This is a genomic window from Chitinophaga qingshengii (genome assembly GCF_014529935.1).
Lineage (GTDB): Bacteria > Bacteroidota > Bacteroidia > Chitinophagales > Chitinophagaceae > Chitinophaga > Chitinophaga qingshengii.
In genome coordinates, this window is sequence record NZ_JACVFC010000005.1 from 164,932 (window position 1) to 183,983 (window position 19,052).

Consider the following 19,052-nt stretch of genomic DNA (forward strand, 5'->3'; position numbering starts at 1 on the left):
GTTTTTAGAATTTAGTTTTGATAGAAATACCTATTGAACGTTGAGCGGGTAATGCAGTTGTTCCATAGGAACCTACGCCCCAGCCTGTTCCGTTAGTTGATTCAGGTATTGAATTCGGAGCAGCTTTGTAGAGGTAACCCACATTATTGGCAAAAACTGATATCACCAGGTTACTCATACGCACCTTGTGAGCGATATTTGCGCTCAAAGTATAGTCGATAGCTACGTTGCGCAGTGCTACGTAATCACTTTTAAAGATCCTGTCTTCAGGAAAGAAGCCATTGGAAAAATAAGAATCGTAGTAATAGTTATCAGCAGACACCACTTTTGTGTTTGGCTTACCATCAGTATCAACACCGTCCAATATTACACCGTCATGGAAGGTTGGACCTCCATTGGGGTTTGTACCTGCTACTTTCCTGGAATTTGCGTCTAAATAATAGGCAACTCCGCCATGCGCCTCATCTCTATATTTTAATGTTTCTTTCAATGCACCGGCAGCCATCATATAAGTTTCTGAGCCAGACAGGAAAGTAGCCCCAAACTGATAGTCTATATTTGCAATAAGGCGCACATTTTTGTAGGCAAAAGAAGTGAAAAAGCCTCCCGTTATATCAGGAACTGTTTTGCCAATCAACTTTGCCGTACTCTTATAGTCATAAGCTGATCCGGCAGCATTCACTACTTTTTTTCCGTTGTTTGGATCACCTGGATTATCTGGATTATTGTAGGTGTAGGTCGACTTGGTCAGGTAAAGCTGACCATATTCCTGGCCAACATTAGCCACGGTATTCACTGCGCCAAATGCAGTCCACAATGTGAGCGATTGCAGTTTGCCATCCAGTTTATCAACAAAGGTCTTACCATGTGCAAACATCAGATTCACATCCCACTCAAAGTCTTTCGTTAAAACCGGTTTCGTTTTAATAGCCAGCTCCCATCCTTTGTTCATAACGTTACCTGCGTTCATACGAACATTTTTAACGCCCGTCCCCGGAAGTGCAGCTACAGCCATGATCTGGTCGTAGATATTTGATTTGTAATAAGAGAAGTCAATACCAATTCTTTTGTTTTCGAGCAGGTAAGTTTCAAAACCTACTTCGAATTCACGTTTACGTTCAGGTTTTAAATTGGGCCGACCGTTGGCATCCATTGGAGGAAGATCAGATGGAGGAGTAAGCACATAGGCACCGCCGGTTTGAGAGGTAGAATAGTTCACGTTGCTGAAATAACGGGGACCCGGACGACCCACATCGGCCCATGATGCCCTTACTTTGGCATAATTAAACACCGCCGGCAATTTAAAGCTTTCGCTTAAGATCCAAGCTGCACTTATACCAGGATAGAAATAATAATTATACCCCGGAGGCAAAATAGAGGACCAGTCTTGTCTTCCCTGAGCTTCGATGTACACCTGGTTTCTCCACGCCAGCTGTGCCGATCCAATTAAACTGTATAACAAATCCTGTCCGTTTGTAAACTGGTACTGGGGTTGTACTCCTAATGGCAGGTTATTAAATGAAAAATAATTGGGGATCACGAGCTGTCCATAACCATTCACAGAGGCACCTTTCCCTTCTGTGTAATTCTTTCTGATGACACCGCCCACAAAGCCGGATAAATCGAAATCAGCATTTATTTTGGTATCGAAGTTCAACATACCCTGTCCGTAGGTAGTCTTATAGGAATTCGTTACATCGCTGTACATGAAACCACTATTAGGCCCTAATAACTGGGGATCCAATAATTTACCTTTATACTCATTCCTTTCCGTGCTGTAATCCATGCCACCCATTAATGTGGCACTGAATATTTTGGTGAGTTTTATATCGGCAGATAAAGATTGTATATTATGCAATCTTGTAAAGATAGACTGATTCTCGAGCTGATCCCAGAGAAAACCTACTACTCCCTTCCGCCCATTGGAGATTAAGTTTCTCAGGCTTGGGTTGGCAAAGTAATTATATCCATCAGGTGTCAGCAAATGTGATTTTAACAAACCTACATTGATATCGGCACTAAATGCTCCAATCTCAGCTTGCTGACCTTCTCCGTTCATTGTACTCAGATTGGCAGCATTCTGGTTTTTGGAAATAAAAAAGTTACCGGTATATTTAAGTGTGATGTTATTGTTTAACTTGTAGGATGCGTTAAGGCTAAATGTATTTTTATCAAACCTTGACCCTGGCCTGATAGGAGTCATATTGGTATTGGTGTATGAAAAACGGATCTGTCCCTGATCATTGCCACCACTTAAAGCCACATTGGTAGTGTTTTGATGCCCTGTTTGGTAAAGATCATTATAGATATTTTTAGTTTGTGCTACCCATGGTCTTTCTACACCATCCCACCACAACAGCTTTACGCTTGGGTCGAATTTTGGTCCAAACGCCTGTGCACCAAAGCCATCGCCCAAGGTAGTTGCCAGTGCTCTTTTTCCATTCGCGTCAAGATAATATCCCTGAGCGTCGTTCCTGGAGTTGCTGGGGCTGGAACCTGTTCCATATTCATTTTGCAATTTAGGCAGGAAAGCCGCGCGGTCCCATGAAGTGGTAAAAGATGCCGCCACTCCCAGTCCTCTTCCTTTAACACCACTTTTGGTAGTAATCAACAGCACACCGTTGGCGCCTTCGCTACCATACAACACTGATGCCTTAGCTCCTTTCAAAATTTCCATAGAGGCAATGTCGTCAGGGTTGATATCGTTAATACCTGTTCCGTTATCACGATCCGTAGCGCCATAGCCCATTTGCGTATTCTTGTCGTGGATGGGAACGCCATCTACAACAATCAGCGGACGTGTGGTGGAATTTTCGTCGAAAGATACTGCATTACGAATATTGATTTTCATCCCGGCAGTAGGACCAGCTGCTGTAGCTCCCACCTGCACGCCAGGTGCGGCTCCATAGAGCGCCTGTAAAGGATTGGACGGTGTACCGCTGGCCATAATCCGGTCGGCATCAATTTTAGACACCGCATAGCCTAATGCCTTCGCTTGTTTCTTGATACCCAAAGCCGTAACAACTACTTCTTCTGTCGTTCGGACATTAGCTGCCAGCGTTATCTGCATAGAAGATGTGGCGGCCAATTCCTGGGTTACAAACCCAACATAAGAAACAACCAGTCTTGCATCTGGTTTTACATGGATGGTGAAGACACCTCCCTTGCTGGTCGGTACCCAATTGGATGTACCTTTTTCGCTCACGGTAGCACCTTCAAGACCGGCGCCGTTGGCGTCTTTGATGGTACCTGAAACCGTCATTTTCCCCTGCCCATAGGCAAATATGCTTCCTATGCAAAAGAGCATAAAAAGCAAAAGACATCTTTTGGTTGACTGCATCATTTGTTAATTTTAAAATTGAATAGAACCGATTGGATATAGCATTACGAATGGAAATATTATTATCCATTAGCTTTTAATACAAAACGACTGAAATAGAATTCTGCGCTGATTGATAGCTGGCATTCATATTTTTTCCGGCATGGTTTCAATGCCGTAAACTGCAAAGCCACTGTCCTTTTTTCGCGGTTATAAATGATGGATTCACCTGAACACTATTTTGCGCGTTCAGTACTCATTTGGATTCCTGCTTTTGGGCAAAAGAAACACCTGTTGCGCTAGCTCATTGCGCAAAAACATGGAAAACTTAAACTGGAATAAAAGGGGCCCTGTTCGGGACATTGCTTATCATCGAGGCGATCTTATGATGATAACATTTTGACGCGCATGCTAATAACAAGTTGATTGATAAAAAAAATCTGGCTATTAAGTAGTTGAGTGCTCAAATGGATAAAAGAAGTCTCTTGTAATTTTGATTGATCTTGGTTGAATTTAAAGTTTGGGAATAAAATGTTGTAGGCGGATCTGCTCTGGACAAAATAGGCTAAATGATATAGTTAAACGTTTTAGCTGTTAAATAAAAAAATATCTCACTTTGCTCTAAATACTCTTCTTCTTATATTTTCAAACCTAGATAAACTTTTTCAAGCGGCACAATTTTTTAACATTTTTTTTATAGAAAAGTGAATATAGAATTATAATTTATCAAAATAAAATCATCCGATGGGATGGACCGTTTCCGGAGCCGTAAAGAGGGCGTTGCCATGCGGGGCCTTGAGATTAGCTGCCAGGCGCTGGCTAATGCAGAAATTGCGCTGGGTTGATAAATACAGCCAGGGCTATTTAAAACTTCCCCAAAAGTTTCTTCCTGAAAATTTGTTTTTCTTGATAAATTATTTATCTTCAAAAGATCAAAGTCTCAAAATAGCCGGTTACTACTATGTCTATGTTCAACTTACATACATCTAAATCTGCCAATAGTTCCCATCATTTATAGGTCTTTACGCTGAAAATCCGCCCCATGGCGTTACTGCTTGGTTAAAGACAGGGGAGGTCTTAATGAAAACGATATAGTTATGAAAAAGAAAAAAATTGAGTTGGCGAAAAAACTGACCCTTGCCAAAGCTCCGGTAGCCGCCCTGACCGGTAAACAACAAGGTGAAGTAAAAGGTGGATTTAACTCACAGTATTGCGATACCTATGATCCGCAATGGACTTGTGAATCAAATCCAAGACCAGGAATGGTTTGTATGTAAAGGATGACTGTTAGCCCGGCATCAACAATTGTAGAACCCACTTTTAACCCGTAAACATCCCTGTTATGAGAAAGAAAAAAGTCTCCCTCAAGAACAAACTGATTCTGAACAAATCTGCTGTTTCGTCCCTGACCATGCAACAACAGTCCATGGTAGGCGGTATTCCTGTTACGGTGGCGCCCCGTTGCCCGGTAACGATCGTGGATACCTGCATTACTTACATGCCAGGACAGGACCAGTGCTACATGTGCAACTAATTTTTTTGAATCCGGAAGAAGGTTCCTGCTGTTGGTGATAACGGCCGGGAATGCTATTTCCTTATTCAAAACAAGTCTGTTAATCTTTTACCTCCTGTAATCCATTTTTATGAAAAAGAAGCAAATTGATCTCAGCAAAAAACTGTCACTGAAAAAGGATGCAGTAGCTGCCTTGAATGTGCAACAGCAAAACCAAATCGCAGGTGGAGTTCCGCTCACCTGGTGGAGCGCCTGCTGCGTTAATACCAGGGAAGTTACCTGCCCTGATGGATGTGTGCGCACCAGTCAGCCTGGTACACTTTAAACCTGTTTTATTCCAAACCGGGAGCCTTTCTGCTCCGTTAAAACCTCCACAATCATGAAAAAGAAAACACTCCAACTGAGCAAAAAACTGCTGCTCAAAAAAGACACGCTGGTTACCCTGAACCAACAGGAACAGACTAAACTCGCCGGTGGCGCACCCATCACCTGGTGGAGCGCTTGCTGTGTAGAAACAGATGAGGTTACCTGCCCTGCCGGCTGTGTAAGAACCCACTAAGCCGTAAAAAAGCTGAACATCCACCCCATGGCTATAGACAGGGGAGGGCATCCTCGATTTACCATTATTTTTTATGAAAAAGAAACAAATAGACCTGGGCAAAAAACTGCTGCTCAATAAAGAAACTGTCGCATCATTGAACGTATCCCAGCAGCAACAGCTGGTGGGCGGTATTATTGAAACCCGGAATATCATCTGCACCGAAGATACCCGTGCTATCTCCAGCTGCAGAGCTACCAGCCCGGGAAATACACGCCCCTGTTGCCAGATACCTTGATGGTAAAAGGGTATCGGTCTCCGGAAGACCAGGGAATCCGCACTGCATGAGCACCTCCCTGTCTCCCGTTTTATTCCCGACAGGGAAAGCCCGTCTTTCCCTGTTGTACACCTTATCTAAAATGCTGCCGCCAAATGAATAATATCGCCACTCAGTTAAGATACCTCTACCACGACATCGTTCCCCTGTTACGGGAACGTAAGTACGCCGCCGAATACAATACCAGCCTGTTTAAAGGTCCCTGGGGCGCCCTGTTGTTCATGTTTTATTACGAACAGTATGCCGATGATCAGGCAGATAATGCCACGGCCCTGCTGGAGGAACTATATGCTGCCTATGCCCCTGAGATGGGAGATAACTACGCCTTCTGTAATGGCCATACCGGCCCATTCTGGCTGCTGGACCACCTGAGCCGTCATGAATTCCTGGACCTCGATATACAGGACCTGGCTACCGATTTTGTATCCGCCACCATTATGCAAAGTAGTTTCCACCTCGAACACCAGAACTACGATTTCCTGCATGGTAGCTCCGGTATGTGTAATTTCCTGCTGGGTTTCACCAACCGCCCCGATGTGGTAGCTCACCTGGCACAATTTGTACAGGCACTCTGGGATAAGAGTGTGATGACGGAACAAGGCAGAAGCCTGCCTTTCTTCTACACGCACGACAAACCTGAAGGGATCTTCGTGAACAGCTTCAGCCTCGCGCACGGATCCTGCTCCCTATTGATTATTGTAGCCAAAATTTATCAGGCTGGCATCGCCACTGCATTATGCCGGCAACTGATCATGGAAAGTATTCCTTTTATCCTGCAAAATAAAAATACCTATACTGAAGACTCTCTCACCGCCCTGTATCCGGCTATCCTGGATGGTAAATCTACCGGCAGCCGTCTCTCCTGGTGTTATGGCGATCTGAATGTGGCTATGATGTTATGGCATTGTGGTAAAGTGTTTGAACAGGAAGACTGGAAAAATGAAGCCCTGCATATCATGCGTTACAATATGCGCCGCGATACCGAAGAAACAGCCGGTATCATGGACAACTGTCTTTGCCACGGTTCCGGTGGCATCGCCGCTTTTTACCGTAAGTTCTGGTTCGAAACGAAAGATGAAGCCTTCCTGCAATGTGCCAACCACTGGCAGCAACGGGCTATAGATGCGATCTCTTTCCCTGAAGATCACAGTAAACACGGTATCAAAATGTGGCTCGGCAGCGAGCGGGAATGGGACTATGCCTGGGACCTGCTCGATGGCAGCGCCGGCGTTGGATTGTCTATGCTGTCCCAACTGCATCCCGAACCATTGCCATGGGACGAGTGCTTCCTGCTCTCCTGAAAAATATTTTAATCATCTGCAAAAGGAATTATTATGGCCCTGTCGCACACAGGATTTTTCCTATTAAGAAGCCCGCTATACCCGGTGAACCGGTATCGTGACGTGTTGCAGGATAGCCTGCAGGAGCTGGCCGACAAGAACCCGCTGTTCCTGTACGCCCTCTGTATCGCTTCCGGCGAACTCCTCAAAGAGCTGGAACGTTTCCTCAGTGATCCTGCTTCCTTCAACAAGAAAAAAACGGATAAACTGCGTAAATCGCTGTATAAATACTGGGTACGCGCCTGCTCCCGCAGTACGCCCTATGGCCTCTTCGCCGGCTGTACTACCGGTACTGTCGGTACAGACACACAGCTGCAGCTCAATGATATGAAAGACGCCTATCAGTATGTACGGCTCGATATGGATTACTATACCCGTATCTGTTATCATATCAGTCAGCAGCCAGGTATCAGCACAGCCCTGCGCTATTACCCCAATAACAGTATTTATAAAACCGGTGATAAATACCGCTACGCGGAATATACCATCACCAACAACCGGCGTAAATACCTGCTCACCGCTGTGGAAGATTCGGTATTTATGACCGCTATTATCCGCGAAGCCGCCGCCGGCCTCACCATCGCACAAATCGTGCAGATCATTCATGAGCAAGACCCCTCCGTAACGGAAGAAGAAGCCTCCGGTTTCGTCCGTGAACTAATCGAATCCCAGCTGCTTATCGCAGATACCGAGCCCCGGATTACAGGAAAAGATAACCTGCAATTCCTGACAGACCGCCTTTTATCCATCCCCGATGCCAGTACCTTCCGCGATGCGCTGCTGGCCCTTCAGCAATTGTTTGACAAACAGGACTACGAACGCTCACGCCTGTCGGCCATCCATCAACAGTGCGAAAACGCTTTCCCCGTCAGCATCCCCAAAGACCTGCTGCAGATAGATCTGTTTAAGACTGCACAACGATGCCAGCTTAGTGAAACACTGGTGAATGATATTGTATCACAGATTCACCGGCTGTTGTCGCTCTGCCACGGTTTCGCAAAAGGACAGTCGGAGATGTCTTCCTTTATCACCCGTTTCCAGGAACGGTATGAATCGCAGGAAGTACCGCTTAACCTGGTACTGGACGGCGAAACAGGTATCGGCTACGGCGCGGCTATCGAAAATACTGTACACGCCCCCTTCGTGGAAGATGTGGCCGGTGGCGGCGCAGAAACCCAGATTCAATCTGTGAGCTGGTCGCCCATACAACAACTGGCCCTCGATAAATACGAACAGTTCCTGCAACAAAACCTGCCGGAGGTATCCATTACCGACGAAGACCTGCAGAAACTGGGCGATCCGGAAACCGTGAACATGGCACGCAGCTGTTACCTGTTCGGTAGCCTGCACGCCGCTTCTGCTGAAGCCGCCGATAAAGGCGATTACCGGTTCGCCATGAGCTCTATGGGCGGCCCTTCTGCAGCTAACCTGCTGGGCCGTTTTTGTAACGGCGACGCAGCACTGACGGAGAAAGTGAAAGCGGTGCTGGACGAAGAAGCCGCTGCTTTCCCGGATGTTATCCTGGCAGAAGTGGTGCACTTCCCGGAAGCCCGCGCGGCCAACGTGCTGATACGTCCTACACTGCGCCCTTATGAAATTCCGTATGTAGGCGTAGCCGGAACAACGGAGGAATACCAGATACCGATAGCCGATATCAGTGTATCTGTTCGTAACAATGAAGTGGTGCTGAGAAGCCGGCGGCTCAACAAACGGGTGATCCCCCGCTTAAGCTCCGCGCATAACTACGGTTTTAACAGTCTGCCTGTCTATAAGTTCCTGTGCGACCTGCAACACCAGTCCATTACCGGATTTATGGCTTGGGACTGGGGTGTATTTGCTTCCCGCAAACGCCTGCCCCGCGTGGTGTATAAAAACATCATCCTCGCCAGGGCTTCCTGGACGCTGACGGCCAAAGATGTGGAACACCTGGGCGATGACGCCGAAGCGAATCAACGTTTCCTGGATCAGTACCGCGAACAACAACAGATGCCGGCGAAGGTAATGCTCTCCGAGGCCGACAATGAGCTGCTGCTGGACCTGACCGCACCGGCTGCCGTTAGCCTGCTGATAGAACATGTAAAGAAAACGACTTCTTTAAAACTGAAAGAATGCCTGCTGCCGGAAGATGCCGGCATCGTAAGAGATACCAACAACCAGGTATATACGAACGAAGTACTAGTGCCTTTGCGTTGTGTGCCCGTGCCTGAAAAAGCGGCTGCCGGAAAACCCGCTGTTGAAAAAGCAGTAGTGCAAAATCCACGTCCTGCTGCGCCTGTAGCCACTGCGGCCGCTTTGCCATTGCGTAGCTTCGCGCCCGGCAGTGAATGGCTATACGTAAAAGTATATTGCGGCTTCCGCATAGCGGAAGAACTGCTGGCTACCTGGTTTGCGGAGCACTTGCCCCAATGGCAGGAAGATGGCCTGTTTGAAGAATTCTTTTTCCTCCGCTACGGTGATCCGTTGCCGCATATCCGTTTACGTTTCCGTAACAGCCGCCAGCCCGGTAATAACAACGAGATCCTGCACCGTATCCAGGCAGGATTGCAACCGCTGGTCAACAATGGCCAGGTGTCCAAAATACAATGCGATACCTATATCCGTGAGCTGGAACGTTACGGCGCTTTCACCATGCCCCTTAGCGAGCAGCTGTTCAGTGCCGACAGTATGGCGGTACTGGGTATTGTGAGCATGCTGGAAGGAGCGGAAGGGGAGAGTTACCGCTGGCGCATGGCCCTGCGGGGAACGGATATGCTGCTGGAAGATTTTGGGCTGACGCCGACAGAGCGTAAACAACTGCTGGCCGCTTTGCGGGAAGGGTTTACCAACGAATTCGGCGGCGCCAAAGTACAACACAAGGCGCTCAACGATAAATACCGGAAACATCAGCAGGAGATCGCCTCTTTCCTGCGCGCTGAAAACGATGTGAATAACGAGATTGCAGAAGCGGTGGAACTGTTCCGTCAACGATCTGCCATCACCGCGCCGCTGGCGCAGCAGATCCGGGAGCATTACCAAAACGATCAGCGTTATTTCGATATCCTGGCAAGCCATATCCACATGTTCCTGAACAGGATATTCGTGGCCAAACAACGCAAACATGAAATGGTGATCTATCACTTCCTGGAGAAATATTATTTGTCGCAACTGGCGATGGAAGCAACACTGAAATAAATGGCTTTTACTACTTACAGACAACTGGACGCGATGGACTGCGGGCCTACCTGCCTGCGGATGGTGGCCAAACACTATGGCCGCGAATATCCGCTCGACTACCTGCGCGAACTGGCCAATATCACCCGGGAAGGCGTAAGCATGCTCGGTATCAGTGAAGCTGCGGAGAAAATAGGTTTCCGCACCAATGCCGTCAAAATCACTTTCGAGCAACTGGATGAAAACGTAGACCTGCCCTGTATACTACACTGGAACCAGCAACACTTTGTGGTGCTGCCGCCGCAGGACTATAACCGCCACAACGAGAAAAACAAAATACTGGTGGCCGATCCGGGACATGGCCTGGTAAAAGTGGATAAAGAAACCTTTCTCCGGTGCTGGCAGGGAAAACAAAATCATGGTGTAGTACTGATGCTGGAACCGGGAGAACAGTTCCACCGGCAACAGGCGCCGGAACGCGCCGCTACCGGTTTCCGTTTCCTGTTCAGTTACCTGCGTCCCTACCGCAAATATGTGGTGCAGCTTTTCCTGGGACTGATACTGGCCAGCATCCTGTCGCTCATCACGCCTTTTCTTACACAGAGCCTGGTGGATTATGGTATCAACCGGCACAATGTCCATTTTGTATACCTGGTGCTGATATCCCAGCTGGTACTGTTCGCCGGCGCTACGGCCATTGAAATGATCCGGAGCTGGATACTGTTGCACATGAACAGCCGTATCAATATCAACATCATCTCCGATTTCCTCATCAAACTGATGAAATTACCGATCCGTTTTTTCGATAGTAAAATGATCGGCGATATCCATCAGCGGATCGGCGATCATACCCGTATCCAGAATTTTCTGACCGGTACTACCTTATCCACCCTCTTCTCTTTTGTGAACCTGCTGGTATTTACCGTAGTGCTCGCGGTTTACAGTCTGAAGATATTACTGGTGTTTGTGCTGTTCAGCACGGCGGCTATTGCCTGGATCTTCTTTTTCCTGCGCCGGCGTAAGGCGCTTGACTACCGCCGCTTTCAGCGTATGAGCGACAATGAGAATGTTCTCTTTGAGCTGATCACGGGCATGCAGGAAATTAAACTGAATAACTGCGAAACCGCCCGGCGCTGGGAATGGGAACATGTGCAGGCCGGCTTATACAGGATCAATGTAAAAAGCCTGGCACTGGGACAGTATCAGCAAATCGGATCGGTATTTTTTAATCAGCTTAAAAATATCCTCATCTCTTTTATCAGCGCCCGGGAGGTAATGAATGGAAATCTCACCCTGGGGATGATGTTGTCTGTCAGTTATATCATCGGGCAGATGAACAGTCCGCTGGACCAGCTGCTGACTTTTATTCAGTCGGCCCAGGATGCTAAAATGAGCCTGGACAGGCTGGGAGAGATACACAACCGTCCTGAAGAAGAAAAACGGGAACTGGTGATACCTCCTTCCTCCTCAGCTGATGGTAACGGCGATATTGTGCTGGACAACGTATCGTTTCAGTACGGAGGCGCCAGGTCGCCTTATGTACTACAGGATATCAACCTCGTGGTGCCGGAAGGCAAAGTAACCGCCATTGTAGGTACCAGCGGTAGCGGTAAAACCACGCTCATGAAATTGTTGCTGCAGTTCTATGAACCTACCACCGGAGAGATAAGGGTAGGTGATCAGGCGCTGGGGCGGCTGTCACCACGATGGTGGCGCCGCCAATGTGGCAACGTTATGCAGGATGGCTTTATCTTTTCCGGCAGCATTGCCAAAAATATCGCTATCAGCGATGAAACCATCAACAACGAAAAGCTGGTGCATGCCGCTGAAATGGCTAATATCCGCGGATTTATTGAAGACCTGCCGCTGGGGTATCAGACCAAAATAGGCAATGCCGGCAGTGGTATCAGCGCGGGACAGAAACAACGTATACAGATTGCCCGCGCCATCTACAAAAACCCGCATTACCTTTTCTTCGACGAGGCCACCAGTGCGCTGGATGCCAACAACGAACGGGTGATCATGGACAACCTGGAACAGTTCTTCCAGGGTAAAACGGTGGTGGTGATCGCACACCGCCTCAGCACCGTTAAACATGCGGATCAGATCATTGTGCTGGACAAAGGCCGTATTGTGGAAACGGGCAACCATGCTTCACTGACGGCCCGGAAAGGCAATTATTTTGAACTGGTAAAAAATCAACTGGAACTGGGAGGATAACATATGCCGGAAAATAAACCTGTAAAACGAATGAATGGACGCCCGCTGCATGCTTCGCTCACAGAAGTACGGAGCGAGGAGGTGCAGGAGATCATGGGCAAGATGCCCCCCTGGATGGTGCGCAGTGGTATTACCATGATAGCGGTGATAATGGTGGTTGGCCTGGCAGGGGCCTGGTTTTTCCGTTATCCCGATGTGCTGCCGATGCCTGTCAGGATAACAATGCAGGCGCAGTCCCCGGAGGTACGCGGCCGGATCCCGGCAGCGGAAGCGTGGCGGGTAAAGGCCGGTCAGCCGGTGATGCTGCAACTTACGGCCTATCCGCCGGATACCTACGGATTGCTGCGGGGTACTGTTACCACCAGCGCCGTCGCCGAAACAGACAGCAGTTTTGGGGTAACAGTACAACTTACCCAGGGAATGTTGTCCACCACCGGTAAACAAATACCCCGGCAACCGGTACTGACAGGAACAGCTGAAATTATGACAGACGATAAAAGTCTCCTGCAACGGATACTGGGCAGGGCGCTGGCGCCCTTGTCAGGAGAATAGCTGCTATGGCTGTTTTATTGCTTGTTGTAGATCTTTTGTAGATCATTTTTTTGAAATGATGTAGATGTCATGTAACCCCTGAAATTTGGGGAGATCACCTAAAGTTTATCATCTTTGTGGCGGTTTAAACCAGACCATGATCGGATGAAAAACACAATTGTCCTGTTTGTATGTTGCCTGATGACTGCAGCAGCTACCGCCCAACAAGGAGAGGTGGCCTTTGTTCCTGAAAAAAATATTCGTATGATCGGCCTCTTTAAAGAGGGGCTGGCCTGGGCGTCGACTGTCAACGGCGACTACGGTTATATCGATACCACCGGTAAAATGGTGATCCCGCCACAGTTCCGGGAGGTTGGTGTTTTCAGCGAGGGACTGGCCCTGGTCGGTAAGCCCGTAGCCGGAAATATCCGCTATGGATATGTGAACCGTCAGGGCCGGCTGACGATCCCTTGTCAGTATGAAGATGCCCACAACTTCTCGGACGGCCGTGCGGCGGTCAAACATAAAGGTTCCTGGCAATATATCGACCGTCAGGGGAAAACAGCCCTGGGCAGCGCGTTTGTACGGATAGATACCATCAATAGCATTAACGGCAGCGGTGTTCACAGCAGCATAAAAGCCAAGCCGCTCGATTTTCATAACGGCCGCCTGCTGGTGCGGAAGGGTAACCTATATGGCTATACGGACACCTCGGGGCATTGGATCATCCCGCCCGTCTATCCCTGGGCCAATGAATTCTCCGATGGCGTGGCGGTGGTAGCTGGTAAGGAGAAAATCCGGGATGCTATCGCCGGCAATGACGAACTGGCCCAAATGTACAACAAGCTCCCTGCCGGCAGACCGGAATACATTTTTAATGTGATCGATACTACAGGTAAACTCCTGTTTGCCGCAGACGTGGAAGGCCTCGACGATTTTACCGACGGGGTGGCGCAGTTCCGCCAGGATGATCAATGGGGGCTGATGGATAAAAAAGGGCAGGTGGTGATGAAGCCCCGGTTTGCTGACCGGCCTTACCCCGTGTCCAGCGGCGTGTTTTTCGCCCAGATAAACGGCAAGGAAGAAGGTAACCGCGACGGCTACCTCGAAATCTTTAATACCGCCGGCCAGCCCGTCGGAAAGGTTCCCTTATGTCTTCCCAACGGCCACTGTATGTATAATTCACACCTGGCCTTTTTCAATGGTCTGCTGGCTGTGGAGATAGCCAACAAATGGGGTTTTGTAGATACCACCGGAAAATTGGTGATCGACCCGGTATATAATGAAATATCTGATTTTAGCACCCATGCTGCAGTACGGACAGCGGATGGCATCCTGAAGGTACTGCGGAACCCCGTTAAATAATATATCGATATGAAGCGTAGCTTATTGGTCACCCCAAGCCTGCTGTTACTGACAGCAGCGGCCTTCGCCCAAACGCCGGTTACGGCCGGCTACCTTGACCGCTTTGAAGGCGATTATGCCAGGGTGCTGGTCAACGGACAGCAACAATTACTGCATCGCAGCGGTAAGCTGCTGATAGACAAAATTGAGGCCATCGGAGACTTCCGGATCACGGCAGCCGTGAAAAACGGCGCCTATGGCGCGGTTAATAATAAAGGTGCCGTGATTGCGCCATTTAAATATGATGCAGTCCGTATCCTGGCAGACCAAAACAAAGAACACCCTGAAGACAACTACTGCCTGGTATTGGTAAAACTGCAAGGTAAATTCGGGGCAGTAGACAGTCTGGGTAATGTATTATGTCAGCCGGAATACAGCGCTATTGATATTATCTCGCCTCGTGTCTTCGCCATAAAGAAAAATGGTTTATACGGCTGGTGCGATATGAAAACCGGTAAAGTAATACAGGAACCTGTGTACGAAGAAGTATCCGCCAGCTATGTGCGGGAAAAAGCACTTGAAATCAGGTCCAAAGGTAAAGCAGGCATAGCCCTGGAAGATGGCACCGTGTTAGTTCCGCCACAGTACGAACGCTTTATAGGATGGAATTTCGATGGAGAACTATTCTCGTATTACACCGCCAACGGCAAGTGCGGCCTGATGAGCAAACAGGGAAAAGTACTGTCGCCCGCTATTTACGATGATATAAAACAAGGTCCCTCGGAAGACCTGGTGGCAGTCACCGTTCAGGGAAAGACCGGCCTGTTACAGGCGGCAGACGGTAAACTGAAAGTACCATTGCAATACACCAAAGCAGCATGTTTGGGACCACTCTTCCAGGTATGGAAAGGGAATCTCACCGGTATCCTGGATAGCTCCGGCAAAGAAGTGATCCCGGTGGTGAATACGGAAATTAAGTTATATGATGCGGCGGGGCATAGCATATATGGCGCACTGCCTAACCCCGTCCGTTACACGCCGCCTTACTATTGTGTGGTGAAAAAGGGAAATACTGCCGCTTTGTTTAGCGAATCCGGTAAACAAATCATGCCTTTTGACTATACAGAGATTGGCGTCTTACCTGATCGGGATAAGGTATTTGTGATACCCATGAAAGGCCGTCAATGTGGCCTGGCCGATTTCTCCGGTAAGCTGCGGGTGCCGGTACAATTCGACGGCGTGGCCATCCAGTACGCGATGCAGGGCTATGACGATGATGCTGCCGGCGATGAAAAGGATCATTTCATCGGTGTGATGAAGGGTGGCAGGATCGGGTTGTTTAATATGACTACCGGGCAATTAGTGATCCCGGCAAAATACACCGATATCAGGTGGCAGAACCCTTATATGCTCTGCCTGAAACAAAACGACAGCACCTGCCTGGCAGATAAAACAGGTAAAATCATCCGTGCCCTGGAACAATACGGCAGTTTCGATGCCGTGAGCGCCAACCTGATCGTGGAACGGAATTATAAGATGGAACCGGCTACGACCTTGCTCATCAACAAACAGGGAAAAGTATTGTATCAGAATAAAAACTGGAATTTTTCCGCTTCTTCCTACAACCGTCTGCTGGTGCCGGAACTCAGTAAAACAAGACCGTTGCAGTTTAACAGCGGGTTATTAAAGGTGCGAGGGGATGGCCGGGAAAACCAGTTTGTGGATACCACCGGCGCCCTGGTGGTATTTGACGAATACAAATACGTAGGCGATTTCTGGAATGGACTGGCTCTCGCCGCTAAAGAGGAGCGACAATTCGGTATCATCAACCGGGATAAAAAAGTAGTATATCCGTTGGTGTTAGACGATATGTCACCCCTGGGCGATGATCTGCTGCTGGCCAAACAAGGTGATAAAAGAGGATTGTTACGTAAAGATGGAACCGTATTCCTGCCATTGGAATATGAAAACATTACCCAGCTGTATGATACTACTTTTTATGTTGTTACCCGCCAGGGTAAACAAGGGGTGTTGAATGCGGAAGGGAAGGAGTTAATACCGGCAGCATACGATGAAATCCGTTACTACAAGACTCTTCAGCTGTTTGAAGTGGCGAAGGATGGTAAAAAAGGATGGCTGGCGATAGATGGCAAGGCCATCATTGCACCGGTATACGACGACATGGAACAAAACCAGGACTGGGATTCCAACTCCCTGTTCCCGCTGCTGGTAAAACAGGGTGAATGGTATTTTTACCTGGATGAACAGGGAAAGGAATTACCCTATCGCTCTAAAAAGAGAAAAGGTTATGATGAGTAAAAAAACAATGACAGGTTTGTTGGGTTTGCTATTGGCTGGTCATACATTGCTGGCGCAGCAAGGCTCCGTGTTTACAAATGGTTTTGCACGTATAGCTACCAAAGAGAAAAGCTGGTACATCAATACGGCCGGCGAAAAAGTATTCGACAAAATTGAATCCTCCTTTCCCCCCGTAGACAGCATCTCGAACGAGCATATCTTTTCCAGCAATACCCATAGCATGATGATCGTACGTAACAACGGAAAGTACGGTCTTGTGGATGACCGGGGGAAATGGGTACTGAAACCGGAATACGATAAACTGGAGTTGCAGAACAACATCTACCTCAACCTGTATAAGCAGGGGAAGATGACCTACGCGGATACCTGGGGCAAACTACTGCTGCCGCTGCAGTTTGAAAAAGTGGGTATCCTCGACGATCATCGTTTTGATGTAAAACAACAAGGTAAATGGGGTATTTACGATGCCACACAAGGTAAACTGGTGATACCCGCCATCTACGATGAGTTCGACTACTGTGGTGGTTGTGGTCTTAAAAGCGATTATGTCTACGCCAAAAAAGGCGGTAAATGGGGCATCGTCAGCAGTTCAGGCGAGGTGCTGATACCTTTTGCATTTGAACACAAACATTCCATGATGCGCAGCGATGAATGGGTATGCAGTTTTACGCAACAGGGAAAAGAAGTGGTGGTGAACATTCCCCTGAAAAAAGTGTATGCAGCACCCACTTACAGCCAAATGGAAGTCATTGGCGAGGGTGTGCTGAAAGCGAAGAAGAACGGCCGTTTCGGCCTCATTAATGTCAAAGGGGAACAGGTGCTGGATTTCATCTATGATAATATTGAAGATCCCTACGGCAGCTATGCCAGCGGCCCTTATCTCACGGTAACCAAAGGCGGTAAAACCGGCATTGTTACTGCTTCCGGCAAAGTAGTGGTGGCACCGTCGCTGGATGAAGACGTGATTTGCTCAGATGACTATATCATTGCAGCACATGATGGTATGTACAATATATACGACAGCACCGGCAAACCACTGCTGCAACAAAATTACAATGGCATTGAACTGATGTCATCATCCGGTAATATACCCCTGTTTGCCCTGAAACGACAGGCGTTGTATGGTTTTGTGAATCTGTCGAATGGTAAGGTGGTTACGCCGGCTTTTCATGAAGTGGGCATGGTGACTTACGGTAAAGACAAAGGACTGGTACAGGTGAGTTATCAGGGCCAGTCAGGCCTGTATAAACCGGACGGTACGTTGTTGCTCCCTCCCAAATACCGCGGGTATCAGCTGCTGTCGGATACACTGCTGACATTTAATACGGCCACCGGTACAGGGCTTTTTAATACCCGTGCCCAACAGGAAATTATCCCTGCGAAATTTAAATACATAGACCCGCTGGCGCCGGACAGCACGCTGCTGAGCGTTACCGCCGTTACCGCTGCCGGGGAGGATGTTTTCGGGCTTTATAGTTTGACTGGCAAGGAACTGATCCCACCCGTATATACGTCCCTGTTACCCATGAACAAGGATCAGTACCTGGTGATGAAAGACAACGGAAACGCCGTCTATTCACTGTCAACCGGGAAAATGACGCCCCTGCCCTATAGCAGCGTAGCGCCGGCGCATGTACCGGATCTGCTGATTGTATCGGATGGCAAAAACTCTTTTCTGTGGAACGTGGCGAAAGGAAAGGTAGTATCAAAGCCGTATCCCATGGTAAAACGTTACGAGGGGGATACAACCTTGTCGCCTTCCATTCCGGAATTTGCCTTTGGGGTAGCCCCGGTACAGCAGAATGGTAAAATGGGTGCCATTAATAGTCGTGGTGAGGAAGTGTTGCCGTTTATTTACGATGGTGCTTCCATGCTGAAACAAGGGGTGATACTGCTGATCCGTAAAAGCGGGGAGAACTGGAAATACGGCTATGCCGATACTACCGGGAAATTACTGGTGCCACTGGATTATGATTATAACGCAGACGGCTATCCGTACGATTATGACGATAGTGAATACCTGTCGCTTTTTAAACTGTCAGATGGACTCTCCCGTACTCATTCACTTTCCTATAAAAAAGGTTTGGCTGACAGATCCGGAAAAGTAGTAATACCACCGCTCTATAATGAAGTATTTATCGGGAATAAGAACTCCGGCTTTGTCACCAAAACGGAACAAACAGTGACCGTGCTGGATGCCAGCGGAAAAGCCATTACCGCTGAAAAATTTACGGCGGTTATGCTGGACCGGTTGGCAAGTCCTTACAGTGAAGGGATTACGCTGACGTATCCTTTGTTGTGCCGCAAAGGGGAAGGGTATGTATACCTGTTGGCAGATGGAAAAACGTTGCCGTTGCGGATAACGGATGTGACTAGTTTCAACAATGAGGCAACCTGGTAGGAGATAAAATAATAAAACAAAAAACCGCTGTGCAGATTTT

The 19,052-nt window shown here is 48.2% G+C and carries 13 protein-coding genes; 12 read left to right on the forward strand and 1 reads right to left on the reverse strand.

Features of this window, described 5'->3' with window-relative positions:
• Positions 1 to 4: 4 nt before the first annotated feature.
• Positions 5 to 3,343, reverse strand: coding sequence for a SusC/RagA family TonB-linked outer membrane protein (locus ICL07_RS27760; RefSeq protein ID WP_188091331.1), 3,339 nt, complete (start codon positions 3,341 to 3,343; stop codon positions 5 to 7).
• Positions 3,344 to 4,416: 1,073 nt separating this feature from the next.
• On the opposite strand from ICL07_RS27760, the gene ICL07_RS27765 reads away from it, so the two are divergent.
• From ICL07_RS27765 to ICL07_RS27820, 12 genes are all read left to right on the forward strand, one after another.
• Positions 4,417 to 4,596: a class I lanthipeptide gene (locus tag ICL07_RS27765; protein ID WP_188091332.1), complete on the forward strand. Its 180-nt coding sequence runs from the start codon at positions 4,417 to 4,419 to the stop codon at positions 4,594 to 4,596.
• Between the two features lie 65 nt (positions 4,597 to 4,661).
• Positions 4,662 to 4,853, forward strand: a complete 192-nt coding sequence (locus tag ICL07_RS27770; protein ID WP_188091333.1) for a class I lanthipeptide — start codon at positions 4,662 to 4,664, stop codon at positions 4,851 to 4,853.
• Between the two features lie 109 nt (positions 4,854 to 4,962).
• Positions 4,963 to 5,157: a class I lanthipeptide gene (locus ICL07_RS27775; RefSeq protein ID WP_188091334.1), complete on the forward strand. Its 195-nt coding sequence runs from the start codon at positions 4,963 to 4,965 to the stop codon at positions 5,155 to 5,157.
• Between the two features lie 54 nt (positions 5,158 to 5,211).
• Positions 5,212 to 5,391: a class I lanthipeptide gene (locus tag ICL07_RS27780; RefSeq protein ID WP_188091335.1), complete on the forward strand. Its 180-nt coding sequence runs from the start codon at positions 5,212 to 5,214 to the stop codon at positions 5,389 to 5,391.
• Between the two features lie 73 nt (positions 5,392 to 5,464).
• Positions 5,465 to 5,668: a class I lanthipeptide gene (locus tag ICL07_RS27785; RefSeq protein WP_188091336.1), complete on the forward strand. Its 204-nt coding sequence runs from the start codon at positions 5,465 to 5,467 to the stop codon at positions 5,666 to 5,668.
• A gap of 134 nt (positions 5,669 to 5,802) precedes the next feature.
• Positions 5,803 to 7,008 carry a lanthionine synthetase LanC family protein gene (locus ICL07_RS27790; RefSeq protein WP_188091337.1) on the forward strand — a complete coding sequence of 402 codons (1,206 nt, stop codon included), beginning with the start codon at positions 5,803 to 5,805 and terminating at the stop codon, positions 7,006 to 7,008.
• Positions 7,009 to 7,041: 33 nt separating this feature from the next.
• Complete coding sequence (locus tag ICL07_RS27795; protein ID WP_188091338.1) at positions 7,042 to 10,218, forward strand: lantibiotic dehydratase; 3,177 nt, start codon at positions 7,042 to 7,044, stop codon at positions 10,216 to 10,218.
• On the forward strand, positions 10,219 to 12,417 hold the full coding sequence (locus ICL07_RS27800; RefSeq protein ID WP_188091339.1) for a peptidase domain-containing ABC transporter: 2,199 nt from the start codon (positions 10,219 to 10,221) through the stop codon (positions 12,415 to 12,417).
• A 30-nt stretch (positions 12,418 to 12,447) separates the two neighbouring features.
• A complete protein-coding gene (locus ICL07_RS27805) occupies positions 12,448 to 12,969 on the forward strand; it encodes a hypothetical protein (protein WP_188091340.1) in 522 nt (173 codons plus the stop codon).
• A gap of 144 nt (positions 12,970 to 13,113) precedes the next feature.
• A complete protein-coding gene (locus ICL07_RS27810; protein ID WP_188091341.1) occupies positions 13,114 to 14,313 on the forward strand; it encodes a WG repeat-containing protein in 1,200 nt (399 codons plus the stop codon).
• 9 nt (positions 14,314 to 14,322) lie between these two features.
• Complete coding sequence (locus tag ICL07_RS27815) at positions 14,323 to 16,611, forward strand: WG repeat-containing protein (protein ID WP_188091342.1); 2,289 nt, start codon at positions 14,323 to 14,325, stop codon at positions 16,609 to 16,611.
• On the forward strand, positions 16,601 to 19,012 hold the full coding sequence (locus ICL07_RS27820) for a WG repeat-containing protein (RefSeq protein ID WP_188091343.1): 2,412 nt from the start codon (positions 16,601 to 16,603) through the stop codon (positions 19,010 to 19,012). The genes ICL07_RS27815 and ICL07_RS27820 overlap by 11 nt, the downstream gene beginning before the upstream one ends.
• The last annotated feature ends 40 nt before the right edge of the window (positions 19,013 to 19,052 follow it).